10 protein-coding genes are annotated in these 15,171 nt (G+C 76.3%); 2 read left to right on the forward strand and 8 right to left on the reverse strand.

Going from position 1 to position 15,171, the window contains the following annotated elements:
* Positions 1 to 140: 140 nt before the first annotated feature.
* The 7 genes from ACQPYD_RS13300 to ACQPYD_RS13330 form a co-directional block, all read right to left on the reverse strand.
* Positions 141 to 896, reverse strand: a complete 756-nt coding sequence (locus tag ACQPYD_RS13300) for a methyltransferase domain-containing protein (RefSeq protein ID WP_433701290.1) — start codon at positions 894 to 896, stop codon at positions 141 to 143.
* A gap of 4 nt (positions 897 to 900) precedes the next feature.
* The gene (locus ACQPYD_RS13305) at positions 901 to 1,632 is read right to left on the reverse strand and encodes an SDR family oxidoreductase (RefSeq protein ID WP_433701291.1); all 732 of its coding nucleotides are present in this window, start codon (positions 1,630 to 1,632) and stop codon (positions 901 to 903) included.
* Between the two features lie 77 nt (positions 1,633 to 1,709).
* A complete protein-coding gene (locus tag ACQPYD_RS13310; protein ID WP_433701292.1) occupies positions 1,710 to 2,570 on the reverse strand; it encodes a TauD/TfdA family dioxygenase in 861 nt (286 codons plus the stop codon).
* Positions 2,560 to 7,137: an AMP-binding protein gene (locus tag ACQPYD_RS13315; protein WP_433701293.1), complete on the reverse strand. Its 4,578-nt coding sequence runs from the start codon at positions 7,135 to 7,137 to the stop codon at positions 2,560 to 2,562. The genes ACQPYD_RS13310 and ACQPYD_RS13315 overlap by 11 nt, the downstream gene beginning before the upstream one ends.
* Positions 7,134 to 7,715, reverse strand: coding sequence for a DUF6309 family protein (locus ACQPYD_RS13320; protein ID WP_433701294.1), 582 nt, complete (start codon positions 7,713 to 7,715; stop codon positions 7,134 to 7,136). The genes ACQPYD_RS13315 and ACQPYD_RS13320 overlap by 4 nt, the downstream gene beginning before the upstream one ends.
* A complete protein-coding gene (locus tag ACQPYD_RS13325) occupies positions 7,712 to 8,521 on the reverse strand; it encodes a phytanoyl-CoA dioxygenase family protein (RefSeq protein ID WP_433701295.1) in 810 nt (269 codons plus the stop codon). The genes ACQPYD_RS13320 and ACQPYD_RS13325 overlap by 4 nt, the downstream gene beginning before the upstream one ends.
* Before the next feature lie 705 nt (positions 8,522 to 9,226).
* Complete coding sequence (locus ACQPYD_RS13330) at positions 9,227 to 9,616, reverse strand: winged helix-turn-helix transcriptional regulator (protein ID WP_433701296.1); 390 nt, start codon at positions 9,614 to 9,616, stop codon at positions 9,227 to 9,229.
* Between the two features lie 131 nt (positions 9,617 to 9,747).
* Between ACQPYD_RS13330 and ACQPYD_RS13335 the strand changes: the two genes are divergently transcribed.
* Both ACQPYD_RS13335 and ACQPYD_RS13340 read left to right on the forward strand, forming a co-directional pair.
* Positions 9,748 to 10,605 carry an SDR family oxidoreductase gene (locus ACQPYD_RS13335; RefSeq protein WP_433701297.1) on the forward strand — a complete coding sequence of 286 codons (858 nt, stop codon included), beginning with the start codon at positions 9,748 to 9,750 and terminating at the stop codon, positions 10,603 to 10,605.
* Between the two features lie 164 nt (positions 10,606 to 10,769).
* Positions 10,770 to 11,564: an SDR family NAD(P)-dependent oxidoreductase gene (locus ACQPYD_RS13340; RefSeq protein WP_433701298.1), complete on the forward strand. Its 795-nt coding sequence runs from the start codon at positions 10,770 to 10,772 to the stop codon at positions 11,562 to 11,564.
* 94 nt (positions 11,565 to 11,658) lie between these two features.
* Here the strand turns inward: ACQPYD_RS13340 and ACQPYD_RS13345 are convergent, their stop codons facing one another.
* Positions 11,659 to 15,129: a PHP domain-containing protein gene (locus tag ACQPYD_RS13345; protein ID WP_433701299.1), complete on the reverse strand. Its 3,471-nt coding sequence runs from the start codon at positions 15,127 to 15,129 to the stop codon at positions 11,659 to 11,661.
* Between the last annotated feature and the right edge of the window lie 42 nt (positions 15,130 to 15,171).

A 15,171-nucleotide genomic window follows, 5' to 3' on the forward strand; every position in this document is an offset into this window, starting at 1 on the left:
CCGGCGGTCCGGTTCCGACCGCGCGCCGCACCCCGGCCGCACGCCCTGTCCCGCCCGCACGCGCCCGCCCCCGCAAGGGCCGGGCCGTGCGACGGCGGCGGGGCGGGCCGCGTCCCCGCGACCCGCCCCGCGCCCACCCGTCACCGCCCCGCTTCGAGGTGCCTCCAGCGCACCGGGTCGAACGCCGCGGACGCGCCCCCGCCCTCGCGGGAGGCCCCCGCCGGCGCACGGGCGCCGGCGCACTCCAGCACCAGCATCTCCCGGTCCCCCCGGGCGAACGCGTAGTCCACCCCCTCCACCCGCGAGGGGACGCCGCACTCCGCCAGCGCCTCCCGCATCCGGTCCAGCGCCGGATACCGCTTGTTACTGGTGTGCTGGAACAGGGGGTACAGCCGCACCTGCCCGCGGGACACGCGCACCAGCTCCAGCAGCGCGTCCCGGTGCCAGTCCTCGCCCAGCTGCTCGCCGTAGGAGAACAGCAGGTGGGAGCTGAGCACGAGGTCGAACGAGCGGTCCGCGAACGGCAGGTCCGGCAGCGAGCCCAGGACGTACCGCCCGGGCCGCGCCGCGACGTCCGCGCCGAAGGCGCGCGCCGACCGCGAGCGCAGCCGCGTGTACCGCGCCGGGCCGCCGAACCAGCTCCAGTCGTACTCCCCGGAGCGCTCGACCAGCTCCGCGTGCTTGTGCTCGTTCTCCCGCAGGGCCAGCTCCCCCAGCCCCTCACGGCCCGGCCCGTACTGGGGGTCCACGGCCACCGCGTTTGTGCCCCGGGCCCCGGCCTCCGCAACGAAGCTCGCGGCGCCGCCGGGGCAGTCCAGGATCCGCAGCGACAGGTCGTGGTCCGAGAGCGAGAACATCGCCCGGTACTCCTCGAAGGAGCGCGCGCTCACGAACACCCGCTCACCCCCGCCCGACGAAGGGCATCGTCGTCGGCAGCACCGTCAGGTACTGCACGTTGGCCTCCAGGGGCATCGACGCCATCAGCAGCAGCGACTCCGTGAACCTCTCCATGGGGATGGTCTGCTCCACCGCCGTCGTCCCGTCGGCCTGCATCGCGGGCGGCTGCGGGCCGCCGTCCGCCGGGGCCACGTTGCCCACGTCGATCTGCCCGCAGGCGATGCCGTGCGCCCGCCCGTCCAGGGACAGGGCCCGGGTCAGGCCCAGGACCGCGTGCTTGGCCGTGGTGTAGGCGACGGAGTGGGGCCGCGGCACGTGGGCGGACGGGGCCCCGTTGTTGATGATGCGCCCGCCCGGCGGTGACTGCCCGCGCATCACCCGGAACGCCTCCCTGGCGCACAGGAAGGTCCCGGTGACGGTGGTGTCCATGATCCGCTGCCAGTCCTCCACCGCCACCTCCTCCACGGGCGTGCGGGGGACCGCCGCCCCCGCGTTGTTGAACAGCAGGTCCACCCGGCCGAACCGCTCGCGCACCGCGGCGAACAGGGCCTCCACCTCTGCGGGGCCGCGGATGTCGGTCGGCACCGCCAGGACCCGGTCGGCGTCCGGCCCGGCGAGGCCGACGGTCTCCTCCAGCGCCTCCTTGCGGCGCCCGGCCACCGCGACCGACCAGCCGTCCGCGAGCAGGGCGAGCGTGGCCGCCCTGCCCAGGCCGCTGCCGCCCCCGGTGACCACGGCGGTCCCGCGCGCGTGCGCCCGGACCGCGTCCCGTCCCCCCGCGCGCCCCGGCGCGCGGTCATCCCCGCGGGGGCTCACCGGCTGCCCGTGTTCATCCACGCCCGCAGCACCCGGCGCGCGCGGGGGCCGGGCTCGTCCACGTAGGGGGAGCGCCCGTGCAGGACACGGCTGTTGCGGATGAGCAGCAGGTCGCCCGCCGCCAGCCGCAGGCCGAAGGCGATCTCCGGCCGGTAGAGGACCTCGTCGAGGACGTCGAGGGCCTCCCACTGGCGCTCGGTCAGGGGCGGCCCGCCCCTCTCCGGCGAGGTGCGCACGGTACGGGTCTGGTAGTAGCAGCCCACCGTCCCGTCCTCCTGGGTGAACAGGATCGGGGAGACGATGACCTGCTGCCCGGCCCGCCCCGTCCGGTCGAAGGTCCAGTCCTCCTCCAGGGTCGCCAGGACGTCCGGGCGCTCGCGCTCGATGATCTCCCGCACGTACCGCGCGCTCGCCAGCTTGGTGTCGCCGCCGCCCAGCACCGCGGGCTGGAGGCAGAGCAGGACGAGCACGTCGCAGGTGTCGCAGTGGAACCCCAGCTCGGTGGCCCCGTCCCCGTCCCGGTCGCGCAGGACCTGCCACAGGTCGCCCTGGGCGTTCTGCGGGATGATCTCGCCGAAGTCCCGCATCACGAAGGACAGGGCCCGCACGATCTCCTCGCCGTCCGCGGAGGCGTCCATCAGGTTGGGCACGTGGGCGAAGCCCACCGAGCGGATGCTCTCCTCCGTGAAGGCGCGGAGCCCGTCGCGCACGTGCGCGGCCCCGTCCCACCTCCCGGCGGTGGCGTCCGCCCAGAGCAGGCGCCTGTCCTCGTCCCCGAGCGGCTGCGACCACAGCGCTCGACGGGTGTCCAGGGTCGTGCTGCCCCAGCCGATCTCTGTCACGGTGTCATCGGTCATGGTGAGGATCGTTCCCTTCGTCGTGAACATCGGCACCCGGTTCCGGCAGGAAGCCGACACCGGCGGCCCACGCCATGGCGGCGGACCACCAGGCAGGGGTCGGCGGGGCGAAGCGCACGCCGACACGGTCGAGCGCGGCCGCGGTGGAGGAGCTGTCCACCACGACGTTGCGGTCCTCCAGCTGCGACCACGCCGAGGCCAGCCGCGCGGCGGTCGGCCTGGTCCGCTCCACCCGGGCCAGGGCGGCGGCGAACGCGTCCTCGCCGGTCAGCTCGATCGGGTACCCCAGGCCGACGAGCCAGGACACGAGCTCGTCGTGGGGCACCGTGTGCGGCGTCTCGACGTGGTAGGCGCCCGGGGCCGCGTACGGGTTCGCCACGATCGCCGCGATCCCGGCCGCCACCGTGTCGACGTGGGAGAACGCGAAGGTCTCCCCGGGCCGGCTCGGCGCCGCCCCGGCCAGGACGTAGCCGCGGACCAGCTGGTAGACCCTGTTGTCCTCCACGTTGGCCTGGAAGGCCCCCGTGGCGCTGTGCGCCGCGACGTGCCCGCTGCGGTGGACGTAGCACTGGCGGCCCGACGCGGCCCAGGCGCGGACGAGCTCCTCGGCCGCGAACTTCGTCCTCTCGTAGGGGGTGCGGAACCCCTGGCCGATCCGCAGGTCCGCCTCGCTGAACCGGCGGGCCGGCCCCTCCACGCCACCGGCGACGGCCAGGGTCGACAGGTGGTGCAGCCGGGCGCCGGGGACCTGCGCGTCGACCCACCCGAGCAGCCGCCGGACCGCGGCGACGTTGGTGCGCTCCAGGTCGGCGGGCGGGGCCACGAGGCGCACGTCCGCGGCCGCGTGCACGACCGCCTGCACGTCCCGCACGCGGGCGAGGGCCTCGGGGGACAGGCCCAGGCCCTCGCGGTCGATGTCGCCCGCGACCACGTCGAACCCGCCCCGGCCGGCCCCGGAGCCCTCCGGGCCCGGAGGGAGCCGCAGCGCGGCGTCGGCGTCGCGCCCGCCCCGCACCAGGCACGTGACCCGGGCGCCCCGGGCGGTGAGCGCGGGGAGCAGGTGCCTCCCCACGTAGCCGGTGGCGCCGGTGAGCAGGACCCGCACCGGCTCGCCGGTGACCCGCGCGCGCGGCGCGGGCCGGACGGAGCCGTCGTACAGCAGCCGCCCGGAGGTCGAGACGGGGGACCTGGTGTGGGGCAGGGGCGTGGCGCCCGCCTCGGCCGCCACGGCGCGGCCGAAGGACGCGACGACGCCGTGGGCCGCGTCGTGGGACAGCCGCGGCCACGCGTACACGAGGTCGGTCACCAGCCTCCCCTCGACGATGCGGGCGGTCAGGCGCATCCGGTACAGGGGATCGCCGTCGGGGCAGCGCGCCGCCCCGCCCGCCTCGGGCGCGACGGACCACCGCAGCGACGGCTCGTCCGGCAGCTCGAACGTGCCCAGGAAGTTGAACCCCACGTCGGGGCGCGGGCCCGGCGCGTCCATCGGCAGCTCCGGGGCCTCCCGCACGCGGCGCTCGACCTCGCCCGCCCGCTCGGCCACGGTCTCCGCGCCCGCCGGGCGGCCGCCCGTCCACGGCAGGGCCGGGGCGGAGGCGGTCCGGCCGGCGCGGTCGTCGCGCCGGGACCCGCGGACGGCGTCCGCCGGCCCGGCCCGCACCGCCCGGACGGGGTGGTCGACGACCACGTGCTTGACCGCCGTGAACCAGCCGACGGTGTCCATGTGGTCGCCGCCCTCGCCGGTGGTGTCGCGGCCGTGGGTCTCCACCTCCACCCCCAGGCGCGGCCGGCCGCTCCAGCGCAGGGCCGCCTCGGCCAGGGCCGTCAGCAGGAACGCCTCCAGGCGCTGGGCCCGCCCGTGGCGCCGGACGAGCCGGGCGGTGGCGCTCTCGTCCAGGGCCCAGGTGAGGGCCACCGGCTCGGTGGCTGCGGCGGTGCCCGCGTTCCCCGTGCCGTTCGCGCCCCCTGCGTTCCCTCCGGTCCCCGTGCCGTTCGCGCGGCCGGTTCCGGGTGCGCCGTTCGCGCCGCCCTCCCCGCCGGGGCTCTTCGCGTCGCCGGAACCGCCCGTGCCGCTCGCGCCGCCCGTGCCGCTCGCGCCGCCCGCGCGGTGCGCGCCGACGCCGGCCGGGGAGTCCCCGGCGGCCTCCGGCACGGCCCGCTCCGGCACGGGGGGAGGCGGCGGGGCCTTCGCCGCCCACCGGTAGAAGTCGGCCGTGGGCGGCAGGTCGGCCCGCTGCCCGGAGAGGGCCGCCCGGTAGGCGTGGGCGAGGTCGTCGAGCAGGATCCGCCAGGACAGGCCGTCGACGGCCAGGTGGTGGACGATCACCGCGAGCCGGTCCCGGACGCCGTGCCCGCCGGAGAACAGGTGGACCCGGATCAGGCGTCCGGCCCGCGGGTCCATGCCGCGCTGCAGCTCGGAGCACGTGGCCTCGACCGCCTCCGCCAGATGGCCCGTGGTGCGGGGCAGGGAGGAGAAGGTCACCGCGTCCACGTCCTCGGCGGGGCGGGGGACCCCGGGGCCCTCGGGGCCCACCGGCTGCCGCAGCGCCGGGTGGCGCCGCAGCACGTCCTCCACCGCCGCGGAGAGGGCCGCCGCGTCCACCGGAACCCCGCAGCACAGCACGGCGGACTGGTTCCAGTGCCGGTGGTCCCCGAGGCGCTGCCGGAACAGCCAGCGCTGGGCCGGCGCGAGCGCGCCGCCCTCCCCGGGCCCCTCCGCTCCCGCGTCCCCGCCGCCCTCCGCGTCCTCGCCCGCGGGCCGGGCGGCGGAGGCCAGGAGCATCGGGGTCGGGTTCCGGTAGAAGTCCTCGAACGCCACGCGGTACCCGGACCGCCGCAGCAGCGTGACCGTGCGCATGGCCAGGATCGAGTCGCCGCCGAGTTCGAGCACGTCGGCGTGCGGGTCGACGAAGGGCAGGCCCAGCGCGCCCGCCCACAGCTCCGCGACCGCCCGCACCAGGGGCATCCCGATCCGCTCCGGCGCCGCGCCCCGGCCGGGGGCGGCCCGCCTGCCCCCGCTCTCCAGGACCCCGTCCACGACCGCGGCCAGGCGGTCGCGGTCGAGCTTGCCGTTCGGGCCGGTCGGGAAGTCGGGCAGGGCGACGATCGGCTGCGGGATCGAGTACCCGGGCAGCCTGTCGCGCAGGTGGGAGCGGAGCGCGTCGAGCACGAACCCCTCGTCGTGCCCGGCCGCCGGGCGCACCGCGGCCAGGAGCTGTCCCCCCGAGGAGGTCTCCCGCACGAACACCGCGGACTGGCCGACGCCGGGGAACTCGCCGATCACCCACTCCACCTCGGCCGGGTCCACCCGGAAGCCCCGGATCTTGACCTGGCGGTCCGTCCGGCCCGTGAAGACGAGGTTCCCGTCCGGGCGGCGGCGGCACGTGTCGCCGGTCCGGTACACCCGCTCCCCGTCGTGCCGGACGAAGCGGAGCGCCGTCTCGTCGGGGCGGCCGTGGTAGCCGGCGGTGACCCCGCGCCCGCCGATGAGGAGCTCCCCCTCCACCCCGTCGGGGACCGGCAGGCCGTCGGGGCCGAGCAGGCGCAGGGAGACGTCCCCGAGCGCCGTGCCGACCGGGACCGTCGCCTCGTCCGCCGGAAGGTCGGCGGGGGAGTCGGCGACGAAGCACGTCGCGCCGATCGTGGTCTCCGTGGGCCCGTAGTGGTTGACCACGCGGTCCGCCACGCCCCCGGCGAGGAGGCCGGCGGCGAGGGAGCGGGGGAGCGTCTCACCGCCCAGCAGCAGCGTGCTCAGCGGCGGGCTCCCGGGGGGCCGCCCCTCCAACAGGGCGGTCAGGTGCGAGGGGGTCGTCTTGAGCACCGACACCCCGGCGCCGGCCAGGGACGCCCAGAACGCCTCGGGGTCGCGGGTCTCGTGGTCGGGCACCACGTGCACCGATCCGCCCGTGGCCAGGGCGAGCAGCCACGAGGTGTGGCCGAGGTCGGCCGCCATCGTCGTGACGTGCGCGACGCACGGCGCGTCCGCGCGGGTCAGCCCCAGCCGGCGGCGCAGCGAACGGGCGTAGTGGACGGCGTTGGCGTGGGTCACCGCGACGGCCTTGGGCTCCCCGCTGGACCCCGACGTGAAGGACAGGTAGGCCGCGTCCGAGGCCGGTTCGCTCCCCGGCGCGGCGGCCGGCACCGGCGGGTCGACCGGCCCCGCGGCGGCCAGCGCGTCCACGTCCAGCACCTCGGCGCGGTACCCCTCGGGCGACGGCACCGCCCCGTCGGTGCCGAGCACGTGCCGCACGGCGACGGCGTCCAGGCGCGCCCGCACGTCGGCCGCGCTCCACGAGGGGTCGATGAGCACCGCGGCGGCGCCCGAGCGCAGGACGCCGTACAGCAGTGCGCACACGCGGCCGTCGCGGGGGCCGATCACCGCCACCCGGTCGCCGCGCCCGGCGCCGAGGCCGTGCAGGTGGGCGGCGACGCGACCGGACGCGGCGTGGAGCGCGCGGTAGTCGAGGGAGCGGACGCCGTCGGTCAGCGCCGTCCGGTCCGGATGGGACCGGGCCCCCCGGGTGAGCAGGTCGGGGAGGGAGAGCGCGGGACGCATCGTACGGGTCAAGGGCGTGGGCCTCCGGTTCGCGCGGTGTCGGGGCGGCGGTGCGGCGGGTGCGTGGCCGGGACGGGGGAGCCTGCCACGAACGCCTCCAGCGGCTCCCCGGGGGACAGGCGCCGGGACAGCTCCCAGGCGATCATGCGGTGCAGGCCGTCCAGGTGGATGAGGCCGGTGCGGACGCGGAGGTCCCCGTAGTCGGAGTGCGGCACCGGGCGTGTGCTCAGGTAGACGGGGGTCAGGGGCGCGCTCCGGAACAGCTCCAGCTTCCGCGCGCAGACCGGGTTGGCGGCGGCCATGCCCGGACCGCCCGCGCGGATCCGGTCCGCGGCCTCGCCGACCGTCAGGCCGGACCGGGGCACCAGCTCGACCGAGCCCCCCTCGCTCAGGTGCCAGGGCAGGACCACGCCGAGCACCTCCTCCCTCGTCAGCCGGACCAGGGACCAGGCGCCGAGCAGGTCCTCAGCCATGGCCAGGGCCTTCTCCCCGTCGCGGTTGGAGTTGGCGGCGTGGGGCCGGTCGGCGGGATGGTCGCGCAGGTACACCGCCCTCACCTGGTCGTACGTGACCGGGTGGACGAGCCTCACGCGGTGGCCCCCCGCTCGGCCGCCGCGTACTCGGTGAAGTGCCGGGCGGAGAACAGCTCGGGCCACCGCCCGCCGCCCAGGTCGAGCTCGCGGGCGCGGGAGAGCATGTACCGCCAGTAGGGCTTCACGGGCCGCCACCGGGCGCCGGCCTGGCAGTACGACGCGTCGACGAAGTAGCGGGGGCGGGAGGGGGCGGGGCCGGCGGGTCTGCGGGCGTGGAACAGGGCGGAGTTCATCAGCACGGTGGAACCGGGCGGGAGGCTGTCGATGACGACTTCGCCCGGCAGCTCCGCGGTCCCCAGGTGGGCGCGGGCCGTCTTGTCCGCGTGCTCGCGGTGGGAGCCGGGCAGGACCGCGAGGCTCCCGACGGTCCGGTCGAGGCCGCCGAGGTAGTGCAGGGCGTGCACCATCAGCAGGTCCCGGTCCGCCCGGTCGTTGGACTCGTGGTCGTGGTGCCAGGGCTTGCCGGTGGTCGCGGCCCCGTGCCGGTCGCTGTGCAGGTGGTGGAAGACGAAGGAGGGGCCCATGAGCTCGGACAGGACCTCCAGCAGCGGCTCGTGGGTGAGGAGCCGCCCGTGGGCGGGCAGCTCCAGCTCCAGGAGAGGGGGAGGGCCGTGCACGTCCGGGGCCAGACAGGCGGCGATCGAGCGGTCGCGCAGGCCCTCGTCCACCCAGCGGTCGACCTCGGGCAGGAGGCGGTCGAGGAGGGGGTCGGGGATCAGGCCCGGCAGGACGAGGTATCCGGATTCGGCGAACTGTTTCTGCCGCGTGGTGACGGTGTCGCCTTCCTGGGGAAACGCATGCATCAGGATATCGCCCCTGTTTCGCACGTTGGTGGTGGGCCGTTCGCGTGGCACGAGCGGGACGCTCGCGAAATATCGATCATGGACCGGTTATGCGCAGGTGGGCGGTGGTCGGCTCCTCGTGCTGGCCGGTCATGATCTCGGGGAACGGTGGGAGAGCAAGTCCGGCGGGGGACGCCGGGCCGAAGTTCGGCAGTATCAGTTTCCATTTGCTTCGGGCGATGTCAAGGGAAACCGGGAAATACCGCTGTGACCTGCTGGGATGCCTGCCTCTGCTGCTGAGGGTGTTTTGCATGGTGCCGGAGGGGTTATTTCCCTTTTCGTTCCGCGGGTCGGGTCGGTGGGGCGGTTTTCCGTTCGCGCTCCCGGTCTTCGTCGCCGGGGCCGGGAAGTGTTTTGCCGGCGGGCCGCAGGTCGGGATATGGACCACCGTGTTCCGGTGCGGGAGCACCACGGGTAAACCCTTTTGTCAAGGGTTGCGTATTGCCGTCGGCTCGTGCTTGCGGCGAAGGAAAGCGGTTGCTCGGCTCTGTGTCCGAAAAATTGGGGGAAGAGTTGTGGATGGTAATGGTGTGAAAGGAGAAAAAGGAAAGGCGTGCCGTCGTCCTGTGGGACGGGGACCGGCGGCCGCGCCCGCCCGGCGGCGCCCGCGGGTCACCGTCGTGCGCGGGCTGCGCGCGGCCGCCTCCGCGTCCGGCGCCCGGGGGCCTACGCGTCCCCGCCCGGCCCGGCCCCCGTGCCCGGTGCGGCGACGTGGTCCTGGGCCCACTCCACGAGCGGCAGCAGCAGCGCGGTCACCTCGCGGCCCTCGGCGGTGAGGCTGTAGACCACGTGCGGCGGGACCACCGGCCTGGCGTCGCGCAGGACCAGGCCGTCGGCCTCGAAGGTGCGCAGGGTCTGGGCGAGCATCTTCTCGCTGATCCCGCCGATGGCGCGCAGCAGCCCGCTCCAGCGCAGCGGCCCCCCGGCGAGGGAGATCAGGACGAGCACCCCCCACTTGCTGGTGATGTCCCCCAGCAGCCGCCGCGAGGGGCAGTCCGAGGACAGGACCTCCCCCCGGGGCCACGGGCCGGCCGGGTTCTCCTGCGACGTCTCCATGTCCGGACCTTACCAAAAGGTGGGTACCTGACTTAAAGGTGCGTACACGACTTCTGGAATGCGCTCGAGAACAGGCCTGTTGCCACCGCACGAAGGCCGGGAACCCCCGGCCAGCGATCGGAAGGACCCGCATGTCCGTCGTCATCACCGGCGCCACCGGCCACCTCGGCCGCCTCGTCGTCGCCGACCTCCTGTCCCACGGCCTCCCCGCCGACCGGATCACCGCGACCGGCCGCGACGCCGACCGGCTGGCCGCGCTCGCCGCCACCGGTGTGCGGACCGCCCGCGCCGACCTCGACGACCCGGAGGCGCTCAAGGCCGCCTTCCAGGGGGCCGACACCCTGCTCCTGATCTCCGGGAGCGAGGTCGGCCGACGGGTGCCCCAGCACACCAACGCCGTCGAGGCCGCGAAGGAGGCCGGGATCGGGCACATCGTCTACACCAGCGCCCCCAGGGCCGACGCCACCACCCTGGTCCTGGCCCCCGAGCACAAGGCCACGGAGGAGGTCCTCGCCGCCTCCGGCGTCCCCGCCACGATCCTGCGCAACGGCTGGTACAACGAGAACTACGGGCAGCAGCTCGATCTGGCCCGCGAGAGCGGCGTCGTCATCGGCAGCGCCGGCGGGGGACGGGTCGCCAGCGCCTCCCGGCAGGACTACGCCGAGGCCGCCTCGGCCGTCCTCCGCGCCCCGGGGGCCCACGCCGGGGCCGTGTACGAGCTCTCCGGCGACACCGCCTGGACCCACCCGGAACTGGCCCGGGACCTCGGCGCGGTGCTCGGCCGCGAGGTCGTCTACCGCGACCTCACCCCCGAGGAGCACCTGGCCGCGCTGACCGCGGCCGGACTGGACGAGGGCACCGCCGGGTTCGTCGTCGCCCTGGACGCCAACATCCGCGACGGGGAGCTGGCCGCCGCCGGCGGTGAGCTGTCCCGCCTGATCGGCCGCCCGACCACCCCGCTGGCCGAGACCCTGCGCGCCCTGGCCTGACGCCCGGAGGACGCCCCGGGCCTCCGCCGGGCGGCCCGGGGGCCCGCCCCGCGCCGCAGGGCGGCGCCCGCGGGTCGCCGTTGTGCGCGGGCCGCGCGCGCGACTACCTTCGTCTGCGGCGCTCCGCCCCACCGGAGCCGCCTTCCGACGGTAGGGAGCCCCGCATGCGCATCGACCTGTCCGGCAGGACCGCCCTGGTCACCGGTTCCACCCAGGGCATCGGATTCGCCATCGCGCTGGGCCTGGCCCGCGCCGGGGCCCGGGTCGCCGTCAACGGCCGGACCGGGGAGTCCGTCGGCCGGGCGCTGGAGGGCCTGGGCCGGGAGCTCCCCGGGGCCGAGCTGGTCGCCGCCCCGGGGGACGTCGCCACCGACGAGGGCGCGCGCCGCGTCCTCGACGCGGCGGGGCACGCGGACATCCTCGTCAACAACCTCGGCATCTTCGGCGCCCGGCCCGCGCTGGAGGTGGACGACGACGAGTGGCGGCGTTACTTCGAGGTCAACGTCCTCACGGCGGTGCGCATGACGCGCGGGCTCCTGCCGGGCATGAAGGAGCGCTCCTGGGGCCGGGTGCTGAACATCGCCAGCGACTCGGCGGTGGTCGTCCCCGCCGAGATGATCCACTACGGCGTGACCAAGACCGCCCTGCTCTCGGTGTCCCGGGGCTTCGCCAAGGAGGCCGCGGGGACGGGGGTCACGGTCAACTCCGTGATCGCGGGCCCCACGCACACGGGCGGCGTGGAGGAGTTCGTCTACCAGCTGGTCGACAGGGACCTGCCGTGGGAGGAGGCCCAGCGCGCCTTCATGCGGGAGCACAGGCCGCAGTCCCTCCTCCAGCGGCTGATCGAGCCGGAGGAGATCGCGAACATGGTCGTCTACCTCAGCTCGCCCCTGGCCTCGGCCACGACGGGCGGCGCCCTGCGCGTCGACGGAGGGTACGTCGACTCGATCCTGCCCTGAGGCCCGCCGCCCCCGGCGGCGGAGGGCGGGCACGCCCGGGGCGGACGCGGAGGACCGGGAGTCGGCCCCGGCGGGCGGACCGCCGGTCCCCGCGTCAGCGCCCCGGGCTGCCGGGGCTCGCGTGCCACAGGCGGCGCCGCGCCGCCCCCGGGAACGGCGCGGGGGCGGAGCGCCCCGGCGGCGGCCCCGGAGGGAGCGCGGACGGGTCCGCGCGCAGCGCCTCCGCCAGCGCGCCGGCGCCCCGCTCCTCCCAGACGCGGTGCAGTACGGCCAGGTCGTGGGCGTGGGAGGCGGTCACCGTCGCCATCCCCGTCCCGGACCGGCGCACCCTGCCGCGCACGGCCAGCAGCGGACAGGAGAACACCGTGGCCGCGCACCGGTGCTGCACCGAGGCGAAGAAGGTCAGGTCGGCCAGCCCCGTCGCGTCGTCCACGGTCGCGAAGACGATCCGCTGCCCGGACCGCACCGCCGGGGTCTGGGTGGCCACCTTCACCCCCGCCACCAGCACCTCCTCGCCCGCGGGCACCAGGTGCAGGTCCTGGGCGCGCACCAGGCGGTGGCGGACCGCCAGGAAGGCGAGGAAGTCGGCGTAGCCGTCGAGCAGGTGCCGCTCCACCTCGTAGCCCAGCACCTCCAGCTCGGCCGAGACCCGCTCGTCCGCGGTGGTCGCCGGGAGGGACCCCCGCGCCGGCGCCGTGCCCTCCAGCGGCAGCGGGAGCTGCCCCCGGTCGGTCCGCGTCCTGCGGGACCTCTCCAGGGCGGACACCTGGAGGAGCAGGTCGCGGCGGTCGGGAGGCCCGGCCGCCCGCTGTCCCGCGCCCTCCCCGGGCGGTTCCGCGCCCGTGCCGGCCGCCCGCGGCCCCGGGACGGCGTCCGGCCCCCCGCCCACCCCGGACAGGGCGTCGAAGGCGCCCACCCGCACCAGGTTGTCCAGCGCCTCGCGGGACAGGTGCGCCCGCTCCGCGGCGTCCGGCAGCGACAGGAACGGCCGCTCCGCCAGGATCCGGTCGACCTCCGCCCCGGTGACGCCCCGGACGTCGGCCAGGGACGCGCGCACGCCCCACCGCCCGTCCGGCGCCCGCTCGGCCCGCCACGTGCGCCCGGACCGATTGACGTCCACGCCCAGGACGGGGACCCCGAAGCGGCGGGCGTCGGCGACCAGGACGCGGCGCGGGTACATGCCGGGGTCGTGGGTGAGGATCCCCGCGTAGAAGGCGGCCGGGTGGTGCCGCTTGAGCCACGCCGACTGGTAGGTGGGCAGCGCGAAGGCGGCGGCGTGCGCCTTGCAGAACCCGAAGGAGCCGAACGAGGCCACGACCTCCCAGGCGCGTTCCACGGTCTCCTCGTCGTGTCCGCAGTCGTAGGCCATGGAGGTGAACTCCTCCCGCACGTCGGCGCGCCCCTGCTCCGTGCCGAGCCTCCGGCGCATCGCCTCGGCCCGGTCCGGTCCGCAGGTGGTCATGGCGTGCAGCAGGGTGATGATCTGCTCGTGCCAGATCACCACCCCGCCGGTCTCGGCGAGCACGCCGTCCAGGAGCGGGGTGAGCGGCCGCGCCGGGGGCGCGCCGTCGCGGGCCGACAGGTAGGGGGTGACCATGTCGCTCTTGACCGGCCCGGGGCGGAACAGGGAGATGTCGGCGATCAGGTCGGCCATGTCCGCGGGGCGCAGGCGGCTGAGGAGCTCGCGCTGGCCGGGCGACTCGATCTGGAAGCAGCCCAGGGTGAGCGAGGCCCCGATCATCGCGTAGGTCGCCCCGTCCCGGGGCAGGGCCTCCAGGTCCGGCGCCCGGCCGGTGGTGCGCTCCACCTCGGACCGCGCGTGGGCCAGCGCCGACTGCATGCGCACCCCGATGACGTCCAGCTTGATGAGCCCCATCCGCTCCACGCCGTTCTTGTCCAGCTGGACCACGGGGTAGCCGGCCGGGGAGGGCTCGACCGGGACGCGGTCGCGCAGGGAGCCGTCGGAGACGACCAGGCCGCACGGGTGCATGGCCGTGTGCCGGGGCAGGCCGTCCAGCCTCTCCGCCAGCCGGAACAGGTTCTGGGTGGCGGGGTCGTCGAGGCCCGCGCCGTCGTAGCGCCGCAGTTCGGGCAGTTCCCGGGCGGCCTCGCGGATGCCGCTCGCCCTCAGGTGGGGGAAGGCCTTGGCGAGCCGGTCGACCTCCAGCGGGGGCAGGCGCAGGGCCGCTCCCACCTCCCGCAGGGCGCTGCGGGCACGGTAGGTCTCCGTCATCGACACGCACGCCGTCCCGTCCGGGTGGCCGCCGAACACCGCGTCGTAGGCCTCCAGCCTGCGGGCGGACTCCACGTCCAGGTCGATGTCCGGCAGCCCCGGGCGGCCGTGGCCCAGGAACCTCTCCATCAGCAGCCCGTGGTCCAGCGGGTTGACGGCGGAGACGCCCAGCAGGTGGTTGACCAGGCTGCCGGTGCCCGAGCCGCGGATGGAGCAGCGGATGCCCTTGTCGCGGATGCGGGCGGCGGCGTCGGCGACGGTCAGGAAGTAGGCGGGCAGGCGCTTGTTCTCGATGACCTCCATCTCCTGGGACAGCCGGTGCAGGGCGCGGGGGTCGCGTCCCAGCCCGAGCCGGACCAGGCCGTCCTCGCAGGCACGCAGGAGCCGGTCGGACGCGTGGGGGACGGAGGGCAGGTGGAGGCCGCCCATGCCGAGGTCGGCGGCGGGGTCCAGGACGCAGGACGAGGCCAGGGCGGCGGTGTGGGCGATCAGGCGCCGGGCGCGGGCGGTGTCCCCGCCGCACAGCCGGTCGGCGACGGCGAGCATCTCCGCGCCGCTCCTGAGGTAGGCCCGGTCCGTGGCGGGGCCCGGCCGGGAGCCGCCGGGAGCCCACCGCCGGGCCTGGTCCAGGACGTGCGCCACCTCGGCGTCCTCCGCCACGGGGTAGCGGACGGCGTTGGTGAGCACGGCGAGGGTGCGGGTCTCGGCGGCCAGGGCCAGCAGGGCGCGGGCGGTGCGCCGCTGCCCGGGCAGGCCGTGGTCGGCCACGGCGATCGCGACCTCGGCCGCGTCCTTCCAGCGGGCGAGCAGCCGCCGGGCGTGGGAGGGGCGTTCCCGGGCGACGGCCTCGCCGACGTCGGAGTCCGGGCCCAGGAGCACGACCACGCCCGAGGAGTCGCCGGCCACGGCCGCGTGGGGGAGGGCCGGGGCCCCCGGGACCCGCGGCGGGCCGGAGGGGCCGGGACCCCGCTCCGGCCGGGGCCCGTGTCCCGCCTCCGGAGCGGACCGCGTGTGGGCGTGGGCGCGGGTGACGAGGCGGCACAGGGTCGCCCAGCCGGTGCGGCCCCGGGCCAGGAGGGTGACCCGGCCGCCGTCGGGGGAGGCCAGCGCCAGGTCGCAGCCCAGCACGGGACGGATGCCCGCCCGGCGGCAGGCGTCGACGTGCCGGACCATGCCGTACACGCCGTCGCGGTCGGTGAGGGCGAGGACGTCCTGTCCCAGGTCGGCGGCGCGGGCGGCCAGGCGCTCGGGAGGGCAGGTGCCGTGGCGGGCCGAGAACGAGGAGGCGACCGCCAGGTGGGCGAAGTCCGTGTGCTCGCTGTCGTGCCGCATGCGCGGTCCCCCCGGGTGTGCTGGGCCTCGGTCCGGGCCTGG

This window comes from Nocardiopsis sp. CA-288880, assembly GCF_050955985.1.
Lineage (GTDB): Bacteria > Actinomycetota > Actinomycetes > Streptosporangiales > Streptosporangiaceae > Nocardiopsis > Nocardiopsis tropica.